Source organism: Frankia sp. CoWAU3 (assembly GCF_977971855.1).
Genome location: NZ_CDWWXB010000174.1, coordinates 2,245 through 7,903, shown reverse-complemented (window position 1 = coordinate 7,903; position 5,659 = coordinate 2,245). Strand labels below are relative to the sequence as shown.

General features: G+C 74.0%; 3 protein-coding genes. 1 reads left to right on the top strand and 2 read right to left on the bottom strand.

The window, feature by feature from the left end:
* Positions 1 to 97: 97 nt before the first annotated feature.
* Positions 98 to 3,208, bottom strand: a complete 3,111-nt coding sequence (locus AC08ON_RS14195) for an AAA family ATPase (RefSeq protein ID WP_476607911.1) — start codon at positions 3,206 to 3,208, stop codon at positions 98 to 100.
* On the bottom strand, positions 3,208 to 4,395 hold the full coding sequence (locus AC08ON_RS14190) for an exonuclease SbcCD subunit D (protein ID WP_476607912.1): 1,188 nt from the start codon (positions 4,393 to 4,395) through the stop codon (positions 3,208 to 3,210). The genes AC08ON_RS14195 and AC08ON_RS14190 overlap by 1 nt, the downstream gene beginning before the upstream one ends.
* 336 nt (positions 4,396 to 4,731) lie before the next feature.
* On the opposite strand from AC08ON_RS14190, the gene AC08ON_RS14185 reads away from it, so the two are divergent.
* Positions 4,732 to 5,659: glutamate-5-semialdehyde dehydrogenase (locus AC08ON_RS14185; protein WP_476617138.1), on the top strand; the 928-nt coding region annotated here is incomplete at its 3' end.

The following is a 5,659-nucleotide window of genomic DNA, read 5'->3' as shown; positions in this document are numbered from 1 at the left end:
TTAACGCAACAGGCCGTCACACCACGCGACCTTCGCGCAGCCCTGGCCTGGGGGGCGGTTTTCCCGGCTAGGCCAGCCGAGTAGTGGTGTGTCCGGGTCAGGACGTGGTCTCGACCCGGCTGCCGCCGACCCCTTTGACGACCCGGATCTGGTTCGGGATGCGCTGGCGCAGTTCGGTGACATGGCTGACGACGCCGACGAGCCGGCCGCCGGAACGCAGTTCGTCGAGAACGGTCATCACCTCGTCGAGGCTGCCCGGGTCGAGCGTGCCGAAACCCTCGTCGATGAACAGCGCGTCCATCCGCCGGCCTCTCGCCTCGGCCGTCACGACGTCGGCGAGCCCGAGGGCCAGTGACAGCGCCGCCTGGAAGGTCTCCCCGCCGGACAGGGTGGCCGTGTCGCGCTGCCGGCCGGTCCAGGCGTCGTCGACCAGTAGCCCGAGGCCGGCGCGCCGACGCTTGTCGCGGCTTTCCCCCGCGTCGTGCACCAGGGTGAACCGACCGCCGCTCATCGCCGCGAGCCGATGGCTGGCGGCGGCGGCCACCTCTTCCAACCGGGCCGCCAGCACGAAGCTGGACAGCGGCATGCGCTCGGTGTTGGCACCCCGCCCGGCGGCCAGATCGGCGAGTCCCCGCAGCTCGTCCGCCGCCTCTCGCAGCGGATCCAGGGTAGTGAGCTTCTCGGTGAACTCCGTGACCAGCGCGGCCAGCCGCTCGGCCCGTTCCCGGGCGCGTGCGGCCGTGGCGAGCGCGCTCTCGTCGACCTCACGGGCGTCGGTCACGGCCGTCTCGTGGTCGGCCAGCGGGACCTCGGTGCCCGGATCGACGGCGAGATCCTCGCCCGCCAGCCTGGCCCCGACGGCGACGAGCTCGTCCCGATGGGCCCGGGCCTCGTCCGCGGCGCGGCGCATCCAGTCGGAGTCCCGCACGGCCTCGGCGGCGTCGTCCAGGTCGGAGAACCCCGCCTGCCGCGCCTGGTCGAGGGCGGCCGTCCCGGCGCGGATGTGTTCGGCCCGGGCCTGCTCGGCAGCCAGGGCCGCGGCCTGCGCGGCCTCGTGATCGGCGGCGAGGGCGGTGACGGCACGGCGGCGCGCGGCCAGGGCGTCGGGGTCGCATAGCTCCGCCGGAACGCCGGCGAGCCGTCGGGCGGCGCGGTCCCGGGCGTCCGCCGCGCGTTCCCGGGCCGCCTGCGCCGCGGTCCGTGCGGCGGAATGGCGGGCCGCGGTCTCCTTCTCGTTCTCGTGGACCTCGCGCAACGCGGCCTCCGCCGCGGCGAGCTTCTTCGCCGCCCGGGTCCGGGCGCGGACCGCGTGGGTCAGCACGGCGGCGAGTTCATCGAGCCGATCCGCGACCGGCGCCCCGGAGCCGCCCAGCAGCGTCGCGACCGGAAGCGCGCGGATCTCGGCGAAGGCGGCCTCGACGCGGTCGTCCGGGTTCGCGCTGTGGTCCGGGTCCGTTGGGCCGACCAGGTCGGCGTGCAGCGCCCGGACCCGGGACTCCCAGTGGGCTACCGCCCGGCCCGCCCTCGTCGCGGCGTCGGCGAGCCGGTCCGCCTCCTGCCCGGCCGCGGTCTCGGCGTCCTTGCTCACATGGTCGGCCCGGGTTTCGGCCGGGTCGGGATGCTCCAGGGCCCCGCAGACCGGACAGGGCGTGTCATGGACAAGCGCGGCGGCGAGTTCGGCGGTGATGGCGTCGAATCGCTGCCGCCGGAGGTCGGATGCGTGGGTCCGGGCCGCGGATGCGTCTCGTTCGGCCTCGTCGGCCACGGTCCGCACCTGCCGCCCCTCCCGGACGGCGGAGGCCAGCTCCTTGGCCCACCGGGCCCGTTCGACCAGGCCGGGCAGAGCGGCGCCGGCCCGCCGGGCGACCTCCACCCGGGCCTCGGCCTCGACGCGGGCGCGGGGCAGCGTGACGCTGATCGCCTCGGCGAGTTCGGCGGCGGACCGGGTGTAGGCGGCCGTATCCTGGTCGGCCCCGGCGGCCTCCTCGGCGTCCTGCTCGGCGGCGGCGAGGGTGTCGGCCAACGTTCCCAGTCGCCCGGTCTCGGTGTGGGCGAGGCGGGCCAGGCGGGCGAGTTCCTCGGCAGGTGCTTCGGCAGGCCTCCCGGTGCCCTCCTCGGGCAGCGGTCCCGAGGGGGCGGGTTCCCCGGGAAGGAGCCCGGATGGATGGCGTCCGAGCCGGTCCCGGGCGTCTCGTTCGGCGGCCTCGGCCCGGTGGACCTCGGCGGCGCGGCGGTGGACCTCGCCCAGGGCGGGTGCGACGACGGCGGCCCGGCGGGCCGAGTCCAACTCGGTGGCGAGCAGCTCGATCCGGGGCGCCTGTGCCGCGAGCTCCTCTTGCCGGGCGGCCAGTACCCGGCGCTGCCCGACGCGTCGGGCGAGGTCGCGTGCCTGGTCCAAGGCCTCCTCGGCCGCGGTGCGCCGCGCTGCCGCCGCGCCGGCCGCCTCGTCGGCCGAGATGGCCGCCGCCGCGGCGGTCCCGGCGAGGTCCGAGGCCCAGCCGGCGTCAGCCGTCGGATCCTCCGGCTCGTCGACGGCCGCCACCTGCGAGACCCGGGCGGTCACCCGGTCGAGCTCGGCGCGGGCCAGCGCCAGCCGTTCGGCGGCGGTCTTTGCCTGGTCCAGCAGCCACTGCTCGGCGTACTCGAAGCGGTTGACGTGGAACAGCCGCTTCAGGAGCTTCTCGCGCGCACCGTGGTCGGCTTGGAGGAAGTCGGCGAAGCGTCCCTGCGGGAGCATGATGACCTGGAAGAACTGCTTGTCGCTCATGCCGACGAGCAGGTCGATCTCATGGCCGACGTCCTCCATGCGGGTGGCGACCGTCTCCCAGCCGCCGGCGCCGTCGAACCGTTCCAGCCGTGCCGTCGGATGGGCGCGGGTCGTCCCGCCGCCGCGTTTCGGCTTGTCCCAGGCGGGGCCGCGGGTGATCCGGAAACGTCCCGCCGCCACCGTGAACTCCAGCGTCACCTCCGGCCGTAGGGATGCCGCGGCGTGGTGCGAGCGCAGGTCCGGCGGCCCGGAGACCTCCCCGCGCATCCCCGGCACCCGGCCGAACAGCGCGAACCCGACCGCGTCGAGCAGCGTCGTCTTGCCGCCCCCGGTCTCCCCGCAGAGCAGGAGCAGGCCGCCGCTGCCGAGGACGTCGAAATCGATCTCGACGGTGCCGGGGAAGGCGCCGAACGCCGCCAGGGTCAGGTGGTGGGGACGCATCAGGCGACTTCCTCCTCGGCCCGGCGGGCGGCGCCGAGGGCTTCGGCGAGCAGAGCACGTTCCCGAGCCGAGGGAGCGCTGCGTACATGGGCGACGAAGGCCTCGGCGATCTCCAGCTCCGAGCGTCCCCGGGTCCGCCGGCCGAAGCTGAGTATCTCGTCTGGTTCCGTCTCCGGTTCGTGCGCGAGCCGCAGGGCGAAGGGGAACCGGCGCTGCAACCGGGCCATGGCGTCCATGGGGCGGACGGGGTCGGTCAGCACAGCGGAGACGAAGTCGGCCTCGTGCGGGGCATGGGCGGGGTCGGTGAGGAGGTCGGCAAGACTGCCGCGCAGCAGGGCCATCCGCCGCCGGGCGGGAACGCCGATGCGGGTCACGTTCCCCAGCCCGGTCGGACCGATCTCGACGAGCAGTGACGCTTTCGCGTCGCCGGACTCCGAGAAGGAGTAGGCCAGTGGCGATCCGCTGTAGCGGACGGACGGGGCGATCGCCTGTGGCCGGTGCAGATGGCCGAGCGCGGTATAGGTGATCCCCTCGAACAACTGGGCCGGCACATTGCCCACCCCGCCGACGCTGATGTCGCGTTCGCTCTCGCTCGCCGCCCCGCCGGTGACCCAGGCGTGCGCCACCACGACGGACCGGGCATCCGGATACCGTGCGAGGTCGGCCCGCACTGCGTGCATCGCCCGGTGCATCGCCTGGTGCATCGTCGCGGCGGGGATCCCGGCGGCCGGGACGTCCGAGCCAGATGGCGCCTGCGCCGGTTCGGGAAGCTGGGAGTTCGCCGCCGACGGCTCCAGGTAGGGAATCGCGTACACCCGGACCGCCCCGGCGGGATCCTCGACGACGACCGGATCCCCGACCGCGGCCGGATCCGTCCGGATGCGGACGCGGGGGTCGAGCAGGCCGGCCTTGTCGCCGAGCCGGCGGGCCGCGTCGTGGTTGCCACTGATCACCACGACCCGGGCGCCGGCATCGCGCAGTCGGGAGAGCGCCTCGTCGAAGAGCTCCAGCGCGCCCACCGGCGGGATCGCCCGATCGTGCACGTCGCCGGCGATGAGCACGACGTCAACGCCCTCGGAACGGACGACGTCGACGAGATGATCGACGAAGGCCGCCTGGGCCGGCATCAGGTCGTGACCGTACAGGCCACGCCCGAGATGCCAGTCGGACGTGTGCAGCGCACGCATGCGACCACGGTAGGCAATCCCGTCGAGATGATCGTCATGGGGGTCCGAACTGCGCGCCTTTCCGGCTGTTCCGGTTATCACCGTTCCGGGTCCCTGCCTGTCGCGGACCTGGCGGATCGCAGATCTGGATAACGGGATAAGGAGATGAGTAGGTCGCGGATGCAGGGATGAGTAGGTGACGGATGCGGGTGTAGGTGACGGATGCGGGTGTAGGCGACGGACGTGGGTGTAGGCGACGGATACGGGTGAGGAGCGATGAACGGCACGACCGCCGAGCCACCGGTAGCCTCGTAGCGGCGGGCAGCGCCGCGGCGCCCGCCTAACGGAGGACCCGAGATGAGCACCTCTGCGGAGGATGTCCGAGGCAGCGCCGTCCGTGCCAAGGCGGCGGCGGCCCTGCTGGCGCCGCGCAGCCGCGCCGAGAAGGACCGCGCGCTGCTCGCCATGGCCGACGCGTTGATCGCCCGTTCCGCGGAGATTCTCGCCGCGAACGCCGAGGACCTCGCCGCCGCGCGGGCGGCGGGCACCGCCGGGGCGATGGTCGATCGGCTCACCCTCACCCCGGCCCGGCTCGCCGGCATGGCCGACGGCCTGCGTCAGGTCGCGGCGTTGGAGGACCCGGTCGGCGAGGTCGTGCGCGGCCGGGTGTTGCCGAACGGGATGGAGCTGCGCCAGATCCGGGTGCCTCTCGGTGTCGTCGGGATCATCTATGAGGCCCGGCCGAACGTCACGGTGGACGCCGCGGGCCTGTGTCTCAAGAGCGGCAACGCCGCGTTGCTGCGCGGGAGCGCCTCCGCGCTACATTCCAACACCGCGCTGGTGGCGGTGCTGCGCGGCGCCGCCGTCGCGAGCGGCCTGCCGGCGGACGCGGTGCAGCTCGTCCCCGGGGTGGACCACGATGCGGTCAAGCACCTGATGCGGCTGCGCGGGCTCGTCGACGTGCTCATCTCGCGGGGTGGCGCGGGTCTGATCCGGGCGGTCGTCGAGGAGTCGACGGTGCCCGTCATCGAGACCGGGGTCGGCAACTGCCACGTGTATGTGGACGCCGATGCCGACCTCGACCAGGCGCTCGCGATCACCGTCAACGCGAAGACCCAGCGGGTTTCGGTGTGCAACTCGGCGGAGACCCTGCTCGTGCATGCCGGCGTGGCCGGGGAGTTCCTGCCCCGGGTGCTGGCCGCCCTGCACGATGCCGGGGTCACCGTGCACGGCGACGAGACGGTGTGCGCCGTCGATCCTCGGGTGCTGCCCGCCACCGACGGCG

Bases quoted from the DNA above. Each gene is read 5' to 3' on its own strand.
- AC08ON_RS14195 (WP_476607911.1), bottom strand. From the start codon at position 3,208: ATGCGTCCCCACCACCTGACCCTGGCGGCGTTCGGCGCCTTCCCCGGC.
- AC08ON_RS14190 (WP_476607912.1), bottom strand. From the start codon at position 4,395: ATGCGTGCGCTGCACACGTCCGACTGGCATCTCGGGCGTGGCCTGTAC.